This window comes from Pelomonas sp. Root1444, from assembly GCF_001426885.1.
Classification (GTDB): Bacteria; Pseudomonadota; Gammaproteobacteria; order Burkholderiales; family Burkholderiaceae_C; genus Pelomonas.
Genome location: NZ_LMFP01000028.1, coordinates 476,758 through 490,865 on the forward strand (window position 1 = coordinate 476,758; position 14,108 = coordinate 490,865).

Genomic DNA, 14,108 nt, shown 5'->3' on the forward strand with positions numbered 1-14,108 from the left:
CACGGGGCGGGAAACCGCTCAAATCGCCGGCCGGATGGCCGCGCGCCCGCAAGGCCGGGCGGTAGGTCAGCGCAACGGCGTGACGACGCCGCGGCCCATCGACCACATCATGGCGGCGATCTGCTGCGCGTCGAACAAGGCGTTCACGTGGGCGATGCGCATCGAGTAGTAGTCGCTCTCGGCGCCCATCACGTCGAACAGCGAGCGGCGACCCAGTTGCTGCCACTGCTGCAGCGTAGAGGCGCGCACACGGTCGCTGTTGCGCAGGATCTCGACGATGCGGCGCGCGCGGTCCAGCGCCGACGAGCCCATTTCGTTCATCTCCAGCAGGCGATAACGCTTGGCCTCTATGGTTTCGTCGCGTTGCATCACCGTCGCGCGGTAGCGCTGCACGGCGGCATTGGCCTGAGCCTGCGCACCCGGCTGCAGGATGGGGATGGTGACGGACACGCCCGCGCCCACATCGGTGGAGCGCGCCTCCCCGGGCAGCGCGCCGGTGCGATACAGCGCGCTGGCGCTGCCGGTCACGTTGACCGTGGGCTTCTGGCCGGCGATGACCGACTCCGCGAAGTTGCGCTGCGACCGGGCCTGCGCCTCCGCCTGCGCCACGTCGGCGCCCAGCAGGATGTCGCTCTTCATCTGCTCCAGGTCCGGCAGCACCGACAGCGCCGCCGACATGCCGATGGCCGGCGGCAGCGGCTCGCCCACCAGGCGCTTCATGCGCACCTCGGTCTGGCGCAGGGCCGACATCGTCTGCTCCAGCGACAGGTCGGCCTGCTGCAGGCTCTTCTGCGCCTGCACCAGCTCGCTGGCGCGGCCGCGGTCGGCCTTGGTGATGATCTCCAATGCATCCACCAGGCAGGCCATCTTGCGCACGTACTGCGCGTAGACCTGGCCCTGCAGCACGTAGCGGCTGCGGTCCAGCGCCGTGGTGACGACCGTCAGCGACAGCTGTTCCTCGGCGCTGCGCTGGCCCTGGGCGGCCACTTCGGCCAGCTCCTTGCGCCAGTCGGTCAGCTTGGCGATGCGCCCGGCATCCCACACCGGCATGCCGGCGCTCAGCGTGGCGCCGACCTGCGCGCGAGCGGCGCCCACCGAACCGAGCGACTGGTGGATGCCGTTGACGCCGATGTTCAGCGAGGCGGTGGGCATGCCCAGCGCACGTGTTTCCTCGATGTCCGAACGGGCCGCATCGGCCAGCAGGCGCACGGCACCCAGCCCCTTGCTGCGCGACAACGTCAGGTCCACCAGCGACTGCAGCGCGGCGCGCGGGTCGGCGCTGTTGGTATCGAGTGCCGTCATGTCACGGCCCATGCGCGACAGGCCGGCATCGTCCTCGTTGCAACGGCCCTGCGCGGCCGGTGCCTCGGCGGCCGGCGCCGCGGGCGGCGTGGCGGGCTTGGACGCGCGCGCCTGTGCCAGCGCAACGGGGCTCTGGACGACCAACGTGGCGGCGAGGCCGCAGATGAGGAGGGGGCGGAGGGGGTACAGCATGGCCTCGTCACTAGACCATCGCACCCCCGGTGGCAAAGCCCGGAAAAGCGGGCTGCCGGGCGGCCTTTACCGCCGGATCACCGCTCGCGCAGCGCTTCGCGTGACTTCATCATCGGCCGCAGCAGGTAGCTGAGCACCGAACGGTCGCCCGTGCGGATGTCGACCGTGGCCTGCATGCCCGGAATCACCGGCAGCGGCTTGCCCTTGAACTGCGTGTTGTTGCGGTCGGCGGAGACCAGCACGCGGTAGTAGGTGCCGTCGTTGCTCTTCTCGGTCTCGCCCATGGCGTCGGGGCTGATGTACTCGATCTTGCCTTCCAGCCCGCCGTAGACGTTGAAGTCGTAGCCGTTCAGCCGGATCTCGGCCGTCTGGCCGACGCGAAGGAAGCCGATGTCCTTGGGCTTGATGCGCGCCTCCACCAGCACGCGCGGGCCGATCGGCGAGATCTCCATCACCGGTGCCCCCGTCGTCACCACGCCGCCCACGGTGTTGACGCGGATGTTCTTCACCACGCCGTGCACGGGTGACTTCAGCACGGTGCGCTGCATGGCGTCCTGGCGCACCACCATTTGTTCGTCGAGCTGCGTCAGCTCGTTCTGCACGCGGACGAGTTCGCTGCTGGCCTCCTGGCGGAAGCGGCTGATGCGCTCGTTGCGCTGCTGCTGCAGCTCATTGACCTGACGGTTCAGGCGCATCACCTCGACGTCGGACATCAGCCCCCTGGACGACATGTCCTGCGCAAGGCGCTGCTCACGGGCCAGCAACCCGGCGCTGCGGCCGATGGCAGCGACGGCCTCGTCCAGCAACCGGCGGCGCGCATCGAACGCTTCGGTTTCGGCTTCCACAAGGCTGGGCACCGCGAGCACCTCGGGCGGGAACTTCAGCGCACGCGCGCCGGCCTCGGCAGCCAGCCGGGCCGCCTGGGCCTTCAAGGCGACGCGCTTGGCCTGCCCCTCGTTCTGCGACGCCTCGACACGGGTGGGGTCCAGTTGCGCCAGCTCCTGGCCGGTCTGGACCTCCTGGCCTTCGCGCACGTACAGCTCGCGCAGGATGCCGCTGTCCAGGCTCGCGATGACCTGCTCGCGGCCGTCCGGCACGATGCGGCCGTCGCTGCGCGTCACCTCGTCCACATGCGCCAGCGACGCCCAGACGATGGCCGTCGTGACGGCCGCCAGCAGCAGGTACAGCACCCAGGTGGCGCGCGGCAGCGGCTCGTCGATCTGGGCGCTTTCCAGCCCGGTGACGAACACGCTTTCCTGCCGGCTCAGGGCGATCTTGTCGTTGCTGGCCATGTCAGTGGCGCCCGGCCGTACCAAGGCACTGACGCGCGCCCTCGGGGGGCGGCGAGTACGGCGAGCATGGGCGCAGATTCATGTCAAACGGACGCGGAGCGCTGCACCGGCTGGGCCGACGGGTGCATGTGCAGGTTGCTGGCCTCGGCCGCTGCGGCCGCCTGCGGCTGCGCGGGTCGCACGCCGGACAGTGCGGCAAGCACCTGGTCGCGCGGGCCGTCCAGCACCATGCGGCCGCCGTCGACGACGATGACGCGGGACACCAGCTCCAGCACCGCCGGCCGGTGCGTCACGACGACCAGCGTGCAGCTGCCCGCCGCGTCGCGCAGCTGGCGCAGGAAGGCCATCTCGCTTTGCGCGTCCATCGAGCTGGTGGGTTCGTCCATCAGCAGGATCTGCGGCCGGGTGACGAGGCTGCGCGCCAGCGCGACGAGCTGGCGCTGCCCGCCGGAGAGCAGCCCCCCGGACTCGCCCACCGGCAGGTCCCAGCCCTGCGGGTGCCCGGCGATGACGCGGTCCAGCCCGGTCAGGCGGGCCACTTCCACCAGGCGTGCGGCATCGATGTGCGCGCGGCCCATCAGCACGTTGTCGCGCAGCGTGCCGTGGAACAGCCGCGGGTCCTGCGACACGAAGCCCACGTGCGAGCGGAACTCGGCCGGGTCCAGCTGGCGCAGGTCGATGCCGTCCACGTCCACCATGCCCTCGGTCGGCTGGTACAGGCCGGCGAGCAGGCGCAGGATGGTGGACTTGCCGCTGCCGATGCGCCCCAGGATGGCGACGCGCTCGCCCGGCTCCAGCTTCAGCGTGACGTTCTTCAGGATCTTGGGCGCGGCCGCGTCGCCCACGGCGGGGTAGCTGAAGCCCACGTCGTGCAGGCCCAGCCGGCCGGTGAACTGGTTCAGCGGCACGTAGTTGCGGCCGCTGTCGCGCTCGGTCGGCGCCTGCATCATGCGGTCCAGCGACAGCATGGCCGCACGTGCGCCCTGGTAGCGGGTGGCGAGGCTGACGAGGCTGCCCAGCGGCATCAGCGCGCGGCCGGCGAACATCACCGAGCCGATCAGCGCGCCCGACGTGATCAGGCCGTCCTGGATCAGGTAGACGCCCCACACCAGCATCACCAGGCTGATGCTTTGCTGCATCGTCATGGAGATGTTGGAGCTCCAGCTCGACATGTTGCGCGCCCGCATGGCCGATTCGGCGGCAATGGCGGTGCTGGTCTCGTAGCGGCGCAGGAACCGGCCTTCGGCGCCCGAGGTCTTCAGGTCTTCCAGGCCCTCGATGGCCTCGACCAGCGTGCCCTGCAGGTCGGCCATCTCGGTCATGTTGGTGCGCGTGGCCCGGCGCAGGTAGCCCTGGATGGCGTAGGTCATCACCAGGATCACCGGGATCGCGATCACCAGTACCCAGCCCAGCGGGCCGCCGATGATGAAGGTCATCGCGACGAACAGCACCACGAACGGCAGGTCCGACAGTACCGACATGGTGGCGGACGCGAAGAACTCGCGCACGATCTCGATCTGCGCCAGGTGGTGGGCGTAGGAACCCGCGGAACCGGGCTTGTGCTCCATGCGCACGCCCAGCGTCTGGCGGAACAGCTTGGCGCCGATGATCATGTCGGCCTTGCGGCCGGCCAGGTCGATCAGATGCGCGCGCAGCTGGCGCGAGAACAGGTCGAACAGCAGCGCGATGCCGGCGCCCACGGCCAGCGCCCACAGCGTGACGATGGCCTGGTGCGGGATCACCTTGTCGTAGATGACCGACGTGACGACGCCGGAGACCAGCATCAGCACGTTGCTGAGCATCGCCGCGACCATGGCGGAGCGGTAGTACGGCACGAAACGCTTGAGCGTGCCCCACAGCCAGTGCTCGCCGGCGGGGCGCAGGATCTGCTCGTCGGCCGGGTTGCGCGTGTGCGCCTGCGACTGCTGCTGCGGCGACACCGCCAGCATGAAACCGCTGTACTCGGGCTCCAGCTCGGCCGTGGTCGCAGGCACGGCCGCGGCCTCCGGACCGGGGAAGACGACCTCGTTGCGGCCATCGCCCAGCCGGCGCACCAGCACGCAGGCGTCGCCGCCGTTGAGCAGCAGCACGGCCGGCAGCAGCAGGTCGTGGATCTCGTCGATGCGCTTGCGCAGCAGGCCGGCGTTGTAGCCCGCCTCGCGCATGACGCGGATGGCGCTGTCGGGCGTCAGCACCCCTTCCACCGGCGCTCCGGCGCGCAGCGACTCGGGCGAACGCGGCTTGCCGTGGTGGCGCGTCAGCCAGGCCAGCGCCTGCAGCAGCGGGTCGCCGGCGGGCTGGTTGGCGAGGTTCTCCAGCGGGTCCGGCGGCGCTGGCGGCTCGCCATTGGCGGCCAGGCGCAGGCCCGGCGCCTGCGGCTGGCCGTCGAAGAAGGGGTCGTGCTGGCGCGGCATCAGGCTTTGTGACGGGCATCGAGCGCCAGGCGCTCGAACTCACGCTCTATATCGCGCACCGTGGCCGGGATGTCAAACAGCGGCGAGCTTCGGCCATGCTCGGCCAAGTAACGCTTGTAAGACGCCGCACGCGCCGGCTGGTTGCCGATCTGCACCGCGCGCTGCTCGTACTCTCGAATAGTCGTCGTGATCAGATCCGGCAGGCCCACGGCCGTCAGCAGGCTGCCGGCCATGCGCGAGATGTAGGTCCGGCCCGAGCGGGTCAGGATGGGCGTGCCCATCCACAGGCAGTCGCTGGCGGTGGTGCCGGCGTTGTACGGGAAGGTGTCCAGGAATAGGTCGGCCAGCTGGAAGCGGGCCAGGTAGTCGGCCGGCAGCGCCCGCGGCGCGAACACCAGGCGCTCCGGTGTGATGCCCTCCTCGCCCGCCACGCGCGTGAGGTTGGCCTTGGCGAACGGGTTGTCGGCCAGCAGCCACAGCACGCTGCCCGGCACCTGACGCAGGATGCGCATCCAGCAACGCCAGACGGGCTCGCTCATCTTGTGGTTGTTGTTGAACGCGCAGAAGACGAAGCCGTCTTCCGGCAGCCCGGCCTCCGCCCGCGTGGGCGCGGCATTGGCCACGCGCTGGCGGTCGCTGACCTGGTAGCAATTGGGCAGGTAGATGGGCTTCTCGGTGTGATACGGCAGCGCCTCGGGCGGCATCACGAAGCGGTCGGCCAGGATCCAGTCCACGCCAGGCAGCGCGGACGTCGCCGGCAGGCCCAGGTAGCTGACCTGGATGGGCGCGGGCCGGTGCGCCAGGATGTTGGGGCGGGCGCCGCTGGTCAGGCCCTGCAGGTCCACCAGCACATCGATGCCCGCCGCGGCGATCAGGCCGGCCGCCTGTCGGTCGCCCATGGCACCGATGGGCGTGAGGCTGTCCAGCGCGCCCTTGATGCGGGCGCGCAGCGGCGTGCCGTCCTCCCGGCTCCAGCAGAAGGCGTGGACCTCGAACTTCTCGCGGTCGTGCAGCTCGTACAGCTCGGCGGTCAGCAGGCCCACGGCATGCATGCACAGGTCGCCGGAGAGGTAGCCGATCTTGATCTTGCCGTCGCGCTTGTGGACCTGGTGAAGAGGCGGCGTGGTGACCTTGGCCACCTTCTCGTGCACGAAACGCTGGGCCGTCAACAGCTGCAGCGCCGGGTCGTCGCTTTCGTCCAGCATGCCCAGCAGCGAGGTGCTCATCAGCAGGTGGTTGTGCGTCACGTCGCCGAAGGTGTCGTACACCGGCCAGGCGCATTGCTTCTGGCGGATGTGCACGTAATGCTGCGCCACGTCGCCCTGGCGCGGGCTCAGCAGCAGCGAGCGGCGCATCAGCGCTTCGGATTCGTCGTAGCGCTTGAGTTGCTCCAACAGCCGGGCGGCGTTGTTCAGCGCATGCAGCAGCAAGGGCACCGGCTCGGCGCCCAGGCTGGCGGCCTCCGGGGTGTCATAGACGCTGCGCCAGAGCGCCAGCGCTTCTTCCGTGCGGCCCTGGTGCTCCACCTGGTGGCCCAGGTTCAGGCGCGCCTGGGCGAAGTCCGGCGCCATGGTCAGCGCCATGCGGTAGGCGTGCTCGGCCTCGGCATGGCGGCCCATGTCGCCCAGGATGGCGCCCCAGTTGAAGCAGCCCACATGCCGGAACGGCGACGGCGTGTTGGCCACCCAGTTCTGGTACAGCAGCGCCGCCGCGGCCGCCAGGCCGGCGCCCTGCAGCTTGGTGGCCGCATCCATGAGCTGGGGCAGTTCCATCTGGCCGCCACGCGCCGACGCCAGCCATTGCTCCACTTGGGCGATGGCTTGGGTCTGGGTAGAGGTGGGCGTGGACATGTCCATACGGCGTACGGCGGCACTGAGCGGATCGTCCGGACATTCTCAAGCCGTACCTGCCCGGGAGGTGCAGCGAACAGGCCGCCGTTTGCGCAGCAATTCCCACCCTGGCAGGTTCAAACCAGGGGGGAACCCTGGAGGCGGTGCCGTCAGCCGCCCAGGTAGTCGCCCTTGCCCAGCGGCACGCCCGCGTGGCGCAACAAGGCGTAAGTCGTCGTCGCGTGGAAGTAGAAGTTGGGCAGCGCGAAATGGTTGAGGTAGGTCAGGCCGTCGAATTTCAGCGGCTCGCCGGTGCGGCGCGGGATGGTGATCTCGCGGCCTTCGCCGCCTTCGAAGGCCGCTTCCGGCACCGAGAGGACGAAGTCGCGCGTCTTGCGGATGCGCTCGGCCAGCTCGTCCAGCGTGGCTTCGTTGTCCTCGTACTTCGGGATCTCCTGGCCGGCCAGGCGGGCCACGCAGCCCTTGGCGGCGTCGCTGGCGATCTGGATCTGCTTGGCAAACGGCAACATGTCCGGCGCCAGGCGCAACGTGAGGTAGTTGTCGGTCGGGAACTTGCGCGCCTCGGCATAGGCCTTGGCGGCGTCCAGCCAGTTCAGCATGTTGGACAGCATCTTGGCGAAGGCCGGCGCGCTCGCGGCGTGCAGGGAAATCTGGGGCATCTCGGGTCTCCTTGAGGGAAACCGATGGTAGCCAGCGGGCCTTAGCCCTGCGCAGGCCGAGGGCACAATGTTCCGGCCATGAATGTGATCATCCTCGATGACTACCAGGACGCCGTGCGCAAGCTGCGCTGCGCCGCCAAGCTGGAGCCGCTGAACGCCAAGGTCTTCACGAACACGGTCAAGGGCATCGGCCAGTTGTCCGTACGGCTGCGCGATGCCGAGGTGCTGGTGCTGATCCGCGAGCGCACCGCCTTCCCGCGTCAGCTGCTCGAGAAGCTCCCCAAGCTCAAGCTCATTTCCCAGACCGGCCGCGTCGGCAGCCACATCGACGTCGACGCCTGCACGCGGCTGGGCATCGCGGTGGCCGAGGGCGTCGGCAGCCCGGTGGCGCCCGCCGAGCTGACATGGGCGCTGATCATGGCCTCCATGCGCCGGCTGCCGCAGTACATCGGCAACCTCAAGCACGGCGCCTGGCAGCAGGCGGGGCTGAAGGCGGCATCCATGCCGGCCAACTTCGGCGTCGGCATGGTGCTCAAGGGCAAGACGCTGGGCATCTGGGGCTACGGCAAGATCGGTCAGCTCGTCGCGGGCTACGGCCGCGCCTTCGGCATGCAGATCATGGTGTGGGGCAGCGAGGCCTCGCGCCTGAAGGCGGAAGCCGACGGCTACGGCGCCGCGCCCAGCCGCGAGGCCTTCTTTGCCGAATCGGACGTGCTGTCCGTGCACCTGCGCCTGTGCGAGGCGACGCGCGGCATCGTCACGTCGGAGGACCTCGCGCACATGAAGCCGACGGCGCTGTTCGTGAACTCCTCGCGGGCCGAGCTGCTCACCGAAGGCGCGCTGGTCTCGGCGCTGAACCGCGGCCGCCCCGGCATGGCGGCCATCGACGTGTTCGAGAGCGAGCCCATCCTGCAGGGCCACCCGCTGCTGCGGCTGGAGAACGCCGTCTGCACGCCGCACATCGGCTATGTGGAGCAGGACAGCTACGAGCTCTACTTCGACGCCGCCTTCGACAACGTGCTGAACTTCATCAACCTCCAGCCGACCAACATCGTCAACCCGGACGCGTTGAAGGTCCTGCGTTGAACGGTCCGGCCTCCCTTACCGCGCTTTTCATCGCGTTCACGCGGCTGGCGCTGCAAGGCTTCGGCGGCGTGCTGGCGGTGGCCCAGCGCGAGCTGGTGGAGCGGCTGGGCTGGATGAGCAAGGAAGAGTTCGTCGAGACGCTGGCCATCGCCCAGGTGCTGCCGGGGCCCAACGTGGTCAACCTGTCGATGATGATCGGCGACCGCTTCTTCGGCCTGCGCGGCGCGCTGGCGGCGCTGGGCGGCATGCTGGCCGCGCCGGCCGTCATCGTGCTCGTGCTGGCCATCGTCTACGGCGAGCTGGCCAGCCATCCGGTGGCGGTGAATGCCCTGCGCGGCATGGGTGCCGTGTCGGCCGGGCTCATCCTGGCCACCGGCATCAAGCTGCTGCCCGCGCTGATGACCAACCCGATGGGCCGCACGCTGTCCATTGCACTGGCGGTCGCGGCCTTCGTGCTGATCGGTCTGCTGCGCTGGCCGCTGGTCGGCGTGCTGGCGCTGCTCGGCGGTGGCGGCATGGCGGTGGCCTGGTGGAGGCTGCGGTCATGACGACGCCCGTCGACCTCGGCAGCCTCTTCCTGCACTTCCTGACGCTGTCGCTGCTGTCCATCGGCGGCGCGATCTCGACGGTGCCGGAGATGCACCGCTTCCTGGTCGACAAGACCGGCTGGCTGACGGACACCAGCTTCACCTCCTCCGTCGCGCTGGCGCAGGCCGCCCCCGGCCCCAACATCCTCTTCGTCGCGGTGCTGGGCTTCAACGTCGCCGGCCTGGCCGGCGCCGCCGCGGCCATGGCGGGCATCATGCTGCCGTCCACCGTGCTGACGCTGACGGCCACGCGCTGGATGCGCGACCACCGCGGCCACATCGGCATCCGCGCCTTCTCGGCCGGCCTGATGCCGCTGACGCTGGGCCTCATCATCGCCACCGGCTGGCTGCTCGCCCTGCCCTTCCTGCGTGCCGACGAACACCGCTGGGGGGCGCTGGCGCTCATCGTCGCCACCATCGTGCTGACGCTGAAGACGAGGCTGGGCCTCGTCTGGATGGTGCTGGCCGGCGGTGTCGCGGGTGCCTTGGGCTTCGTCTGATCAGACGCCGAGGCCGGCCTGCACGGTCGTCGAGCGCTTGGTGACCGGTGCGGCGCTCAGCGTCACCTGCGCATAGACCTCGTCGGAGCGCGGCATGATGATGGGCGTGTTGATGTCGGCCCAGCCGACGACCACCGTGCCGGCGTCCTCGTCCAGCTTGCTGGTGTCGATGGCGCGCTTCTCGGAGAAGTTGACGGTGCCGGCCGCCAGCACCGTGACGGCCTTGTAGGGGCGGATCAGCAGGCCGCCGACGGGCCACATGTAGGTGCTGATGAGGTCGTCCGCGCCGCTGTCGCCCGAGGGCAGGTTGTCGCCCGAGAGGTCTTCGCCGTAGAGCTTGATCTCCAGCCGGTAGGTGCGGCCGACGTCGCTGGCGTCGAAGTTCATCGTGCCGGCGACGGTCACGTCGCGCTTGCCGCTGTTGGTGGCGCCGAGGGTGATGGTGGGGGTGGAAAGTGTGGCCATGACGGGCTCCTTGGATCAAGTCGGTGGCTCGCCAGGGATTGGCTTGCCTGCCGTTACTGACGCAAGGGCCGGTCGCCAGGGATCATCGCGCGCCGGGTGAAATTTCACGCCGCCTTGCCGCCGCCGGGTCGGAAGGCCGTGGGGGGCCGCCCCAGCAGCCGCAGGAAGGCCCGGCGCATGCGCTCGGTGTTGCCGAAGCCGCAGTCCAGCGACACCCGCAGCACCGAGGCCGCACCGCCCTCCAGCGCCGCCCGGGCCGCCTCCACCCGCAGGCGCTCCACGGCCTGCGCCGGCGTGGCGCCCGTCTCGGCGCGAAAGCAGCGCGCAAAGTGCCGCGGGCTCATGCAGGCCTGGGCCGCCAACTCTTCCACGCGGTGGTCGCGCTGCAGGTCGCGGCGCACGTCGTCCAGCAACGCGCCGAAGCGGCCGTCCGGACGCTGCAGGTCCAGCAACGGCGAGAACTGCGACTGGCCACCCGGCCGGCGCCGCTCCACCACCAGCTGGCGTGCGGCCTCGCGCGCGATCTCCTCGCCATGGTCGTGGGCCAGCAGCGCCAGGCACAGGTCGATGCCCGCCGTCATGCCGGCGCTCGTCCAGATCTCGGGCCGCTGCTGCGCGCGCACGGCGGGCTCGCGCACGTAGATGCGGTCGGGCTGCAGCCGGACGGCGGGGAAGTCGGTGGCGAACTGGCGGCCGCGCGACCAGTGCGTCGTCGCCGTGCGGTCGTCCAGCAGGCCTGCCGCCGCCAGCACCAGGCTGCCACTGCAGATGCTGGCGATGCGTGCCCCCGAGCGGCCGGCCCGCTGCAGCCAGCCGATGAGGCGGGCATCGCCGCAGGCCGCATCCACGCCGTCGCCGCCGATCACCATGACGAGGTCCAGGTCGCCCAGGCGGCGCGGCAGCCCCTGCGCCGGCCAGGCCACGCCCGCCGAACTGCGCACGGCGGGCGGCGCACTCGCCACCAGCCGCCAGTCGTAGCTGCCCGGCTTCGCTAGGCGGGCGACCTCGAACACCGCCATGGGCCCGGCCAGGTCGAACTGCTGGAAGTCGTGGAAAACGACGAAGGCGATGCGGCAGGTCATGGCAGAAAAGGAGGGAACTGCGTCATGGCGGTCATTGTCCGCCCGCCACAAACTGGCGCCCTTCGATAACGCAGGACGCGCCATGAGCGACCCCGGACACGCCCTCCTCACCATCACCCACCGGCCGAACACGGTCTTCATCGAGGGCCAGGGCGCCTGGCTCACCGACGAAGGCGGCAAGCGCCACCTGGACCTCGTGCAGGGCTGGGCCGTCAACAGCCTCGGCCACAGCCCGGCGCTGATCACGCAGGCGCTGCTCGAGCAGTCGCAGCGGCTGCTGAACCCCAGCCCCGCCTACTACAACCGGCCGCTGCTGGACCTGGCCGGGCGGCTGGTGGAACTCAGCTGCTTCGACCGCGTCTTCCTGGCCAGCTCCGGCGCCGAGGCCAACGAGGCCGCGGTGAAGCTCGCGCGGCGCTGGGGCAGCCGCAGGCGCGGCGGCGCGCACGAAGTCATCGGCTTCGAGCAGGCCTTCCATGGCCGCACGCTGGCCATGATGAGTGCCTCGGGCAAGCCGGGCTGGGGCGAGATCTACCCGCCCATGCCCACGGGCTTCACGAAGGCGCGTCTCAACGACATCGCGTCAGTGGAGCGCGCGATGTCGCCGCGCACCGCGGCCGTGATGATCGAGTTCGTGCAGGGGGAGGCGGGCGTCGTCGTTGCCGACCCGGGCTTCGTGCGCGAGTTGCGCGCGCTGACGGCGGAACGCGGCGTGCTGCTGATCGCCGACGAGGTGCAGACCGGCATCGGACGCTGCGGCCGTGCCTTTGCATATGAACACTTCGGCATCGAGCCCGACGTGATGACGCTGGCCAAGGGGCTGGGCGGCGGCGTGCCGTTGGCGGCCCTGCTGTGCAAGGAGGACTTCAACTGCTTTGAGCCGGGCGACCAGGGCGGCACCTTCTGCGGCAACCCGCTGATGGCCACCGTCGGCCTGGCCGTGGTGAACGAGGTCTGCCGCAGCGACTTCCTCGCCGGTGTGCGGGCCCGCGCCGCACAGCTGTCCGACGGCCTGCAGGCCATCGTGCAGGACCACGGCCTGGTGGGCGAGCGCGGCGTCGGCCTGCTGCGGGCGCTGGTGCTGGCCTCGGACCAGGCGGCCGAGGTGGTCGCCGCAGCCCAGGCGCTGGCGCCGGTGGGCCTGCTGCTGAACGCGCCCCGCCCTCACCTGCTGCGGCTGATGCCGGCGCTGAACATCACTGCGGCCGAGATGGAAGAAGGCCTCGCGCTGCTGCGCCGTGCGCTACGCGAGGTGCTGGGCTGAAGGACTAGCCTTGCGTGGTTCCGAAGATCTTGTCGCCCGCGTCGCCCAGGCCAGGAATGATGTAGCCAACGTCGTTCAAGTGGCTGTCGATGGCCGCTGTCCAGCAGCGCACGTCGGGGTGGGCGCTTTCCAGCGCCTTCACGCCCTCGGGCGCGGCCACCAGCACCAGCGCGCGCACGTCACGGCAGCCGCGCGCCTTCAGCAGGTCGACCGTGGCGATCATGCTGCCGGCCGTGGCCAGCATCGGGTCGATGATCAGCGCCGTGCGTTCTTCGAGGTTGCCGACGAACTTGTCGAAGTAGTTCACCGGCTTGAGCGTCTCGTGGTCGCGCGCGAGGCCCACGACCGAGACCTTGGCATTGGGCAGGATGTCCAGCACGCCGTCCAGCATGCCCAGGCCGGCGCGCAGGATGGGCACGACGGTGACCTTGCGGCCGGCGATCTGGTCGACCTCGGCCGGGCCGCTCCAGCATTCGATGTGGACCTTCTCGAGCGGGAAGTCGGCCGTCGCCTCGTAGCAGAGCAGCCGCGCCACCTCACCCGTCAACTCACGGAACTTCTTCGTCGAGATGTCGGCCTCGCGCATCAGGCCGATCTTGTGCTTGACGAGGGGGTGCGTGACTTCGATGACGGCCATGGTGGACTTCCTTTTTTTCTAGACAGTCAGAATTATCGACTGCGCTGCCTGAGCACCTCGTACAGGCACACCCCCGAGGCCACCGACACGTTCAGGCTCTCGACGGCGCCGGCCATCGGGATGCGCACCAGTTCGTCGCAGGTCTTCGCCGTCAGCTGGCGCATGCCCTCGCCTTCGGCGCCCAGCACGAAGGCAATCGGGCGCTTCAGGTCGAGGTCGTAGATCGAGCGCTCCGCCTGGTCGGACGTGCCGACGACCCAGATGTCGCGCTCCTTCAGCTCATTCAAGGTCCGTGCCAGGTTGGTGACCATCAGGTAGGGCACGGTCTCGGCCGCGCCGCTGGCGACCTTGGCGACCGTGGCGTTCAGGCCCACCGCGCGGTCCTTGGGCGCGACGACGGCATGCGCACCGGCGCCATCGGCCACGCGCAGGCAGGCGCCGAGATTGTGCGGGTCGGTCACGCCGTCGAGCACCAGCACCAGGGGCGGGCCCTCCACGGCATCCAGCACGTCGTCCAGCGAGTGCGGCTGGGCGATGGCCGCCACGCGCGCGACGACACCTTGATGCCGCGGGCTGCCGGCCAGCTGGGTCAACCGCTCGTCGCTGCTCTCCACCAGCTTGGCGCCGGCCTCCTTGGCACGCTCGACGAAGCTGCGCATGCGCTGGTCGCGCCGGGATGGGTCGAAATGCACCTCGGCGACCGAGGCGGGATGGGTCTTGAGGCGGACGGTGACGGCGTGGAAGCCGAACAGGACGGACTTGGGGGAACTCATGGCCG

At 70.0% G+C, this 14,108-nt stretch carries 13 protein-coding genes; 4 read left to right on the plus strand and 9 right to left on the minus strand.

Annotated features, from left to right (window positions below; translation table 11 throughout):
- Window positions 1-66 precede the first annotated feature (66 nt).
- The 5 genes from ASD35_RS19955 to ASD35_RS19975 all read right to left on the minus strand — a co-directional run bounded on the left by ASD35_RS19955 (window position 67) and on the right by ASD35_RS19975 (window position 7,709).
- On the minus strand, window positions 67-1,494 hold the full coding sequence (locus ASD35_RS19955) for a TolC family protein (protein ID WP_056876696.1): 1,428 nt from the start codon (window positions 1,492-1,494) through the stop codon (window positions 67-69).
- A 77-nt stretch (window positions 1,495-1,571) separates the two neighbouring features.
- The gene (locus ASD35_RS19960; protein WP_056876697.1) at window positions 1,572-2,786 is read right to left on the minus strand and encodes an HlyD family type I secretion periplasmic adaptor subunit; all 1,215 of its coding nucleotides are present in this window, start codon (window positions 2,784-2,786) and stop codon (window positions 1,572-1,574) included.
- Between the two features lie 83 nt (window positions 2,787-2,869).
- A complete protein-coding gene (locus ASD35_RS19965; RefSeq protein ID WP_056876698.1) occupies window positions 2,870-5,200 on the minus strand; it encodes a type I secretion system permease/ATPase in 2,331 nt (776 codons plus the stop codon).
- Window positions 5,200-7,050 (minus strand): tetratricopeptide repeat protein, encoded by a 1,851-nt coding sequence (locus ASD35_RS19970; RefSeq protein ID WP_056877447.1) that lies wholly within the window; start codon window positions 7,048-7,050, stop codon window positions 5,200-5,202. The genes ASD35_RS19965 and ASD35_RS19970 overlap by 1 nt, the downstream gene beginning before the upstream one ends.
- Window positions 7,051-7,199: 149 nt before the next feature.
- Window positions 7,200-7,709 (minus strand): DUF1993 family protein, encoded by a 510-nt coding sequence (locus tag ASD35_RS19975; protein ID WP_056876699.1) that lies wholly within the window; start codon window positions 7,707-7,709, stop codon window positions 7,200-7,202.
- 78 nt (window positions 7,710-7,787) lie between these two features.
- Here ASD35_RS19975 and ASD35_RS19980 point away from each other — a divergent pair, with 78 nt between their 5' ends.
- Genes ASD35_RS19980 through ASD35_RS19990 form a run of 3 tightly spaced genes read left to right on the plus strand, consistent with a single transcriptional unit; the run spans window position 7,788 to window position 9,882 of the window.
- Window positions 7,788-8,795: a D-2-hydroxyacid dehydrogenase family protein gene (locus tag ASD35_RS19980; protein WP_056876700.1), complete on the plus strand. Its 1,008-nt coding sequence runs from the start codon at window positions 7,788-7,790 to the stop codon at window positions 8,793-8,795.
- Window positions 8,792-9,343 carry a chromate transporter gene (locus tag ASD35_RS19985; RefSeq protein ID WP_056876701.1) on the plus strand — a complete coding sequence of 184 codons (552 nt, stop codon included), beginning with the start codon at window positions 8,792-8,794 and terminating at the stop codon, window positions 9,341-9,343. The genes ASD35_RS19980 and ASD35_RS19985 overlap by 4 nt, the downstream gene beginning before the upstream one ends.
- Window positions 9,340-9,882 (plus strand): chromate transporter, encoded by a 543-nt coding sequence (locus ASD35_RS19990; protein WP_056876702.1) that lies wholly within the window; start codon window positions 9,340-9,342, stop codon window positions 9,880-9,882. Before ASD35_RS19985 ends, ASD35_RS19990 begins: the two co-directional genes overlap by 4 nt.
- Here the strand turns inward: ASD35_RS19990 and ASD35_RS19995 are convergent, their stop codons facing one another.
- Complete coding sequence (locus ASD35_RS19995; protein ID WP_056876703.1) at window positions 9,883-10,347, minus strand: hypothetical protein; 465 nt, start codon at window positions 10,345-10,347, stop codon at window positions 9,883-9,885.
- Window positions 10,348-10,451: 104 nt separating this feature from the next.
- Window positions 10,452-11,429, minus strand: a complete 978-nt coding sequence (locus tag ASD35_RS20000; protein WP_056876704.1) for a GlxA family transcriptional regulator — start codon at window positions 11,427-11,429, stop codon at window positions 10,452-10,454.
- Window positions 11,430-11,511: 82 nt separating this feature from the next.
- On the opposite strand from ASD35_RS20000, the gene ASD35_RS20005 reads away from it, so the two are divergent.
- Window positions 11,512-12,693, plus strand: coding sequence for an acetylornithine transaminase (locus ASD35_RS20005; RefSeq protein WP_056876705.1), 1,182 nt, complete (start codon window positions 11,512-11,514; stop codon window positions 12,691-12,693).
- 4 nt (window positions 12,694-12,697) lie between these two features.
- Here the strand turns inward: ASD35_RS20005 and upp are convergent, their stop codons facing one another.
- Window positions 12,698-13,330: a uracil phosphoribosyltransferase gene (gene upp, locus ASD35_RS20010; RefSeq protein ID WP_056876706.1), complete on the minus strand. Its 633-nt coding sequence runs from the start codon at window positions 13,328-13,330 to the stop codon at window positions 12,698-12,700.
- 32 nt (window positions 13,331-13,362) lie between these two features.
- Entirely contained in the window at window positions 13,363-14,103 is a 741-nt protein-coding gene (rlmB, locus tag ASD35_RS20015) for a 23S rRNA (guanosine(2251)-2'-O)-methyltransferase RlmB (RefSeq protein ID WP_056876707.1), read from the minus strand.
- Window positions 14,104-14,108 lie beyond the last annotated feature (5 nt).